Raw genomic sequence first — 564 nt, 5'->3', positions numbered from 1 at the left:
CTCCATATATTTGTGAAACGTACACCATTTTTGGTATACTTATTAATGTACTAAACGTCAGCGTTTCGTACTGTCACAGAAGTGGAAAACGGCTAACTTTTGTTAGGGGTTATCTACAGGCGTTAATTATGGCTAAAGACTTTGTGCCTGTAGATAAACAAAAAAAGAGGCTTGCAACCGTAGTTGCAAGCCTCTTTGAATTTCAACTCCACTCGCTCATTACTAAGATACCGAACAATGTTCAAATCGCGATATACCAACCTAATAGAAAATCCCTACTAGTCTAAGCATAATCAACCTAAATTGGTAAAATTATCCTTAGAGTATGGCAAAAAGCTCACCGTTCGAGTATACTTAATAACGAGTTGCGCGGAAGCGTCAACTCAAGGAGAGCAAGGCTACTAGGTCGTTTGTGGACTTGGTTAGCTTCACCTTTCAATCGGCCTTGCAGGGCTGTTGATCGGCGCTCTTCTTTTTTGTTTTTCCACTTCTGTCGCAGCACGAAATCAAATAATTCGTGTTGCATATTAACTTGTCTTAACCTTACCTTTACTTTTTTCAAAA

General features: G+C 39.2%; 1 protein-coding gene. It reads right to left on the bottom strand.

Annotation, left to right across the window (positions count from 1 at the left end; all coding sequences use genetic code 11):
* Nucleotides 1–337 precede the first annotated feature (337 nt).
* Nucleotides 338–564, bottom strand: a 227-nt coding sequence (locus tag FC90_RS09515; RefSeq protein WP_235804324.1) for a hypothetical protein, incomplete at its 5' end; no start/stop codon positions are given.

The organism is Latilactobacillus graminis DSM 20719 (genome assembly GCF_001436415.1).
GTDB classification, from domain to species: Bacteria; Bacillota; Bacilli; order Lactobacillales; family Lactobacillaceae; genus Latilactobacillus; species Latilactobacillus graminis.
The sequence above is the reverse complement of the archived record's forward strand: the minus strand, read 5'-3'. Positions and strand labels throughout refer to the sequence as shown.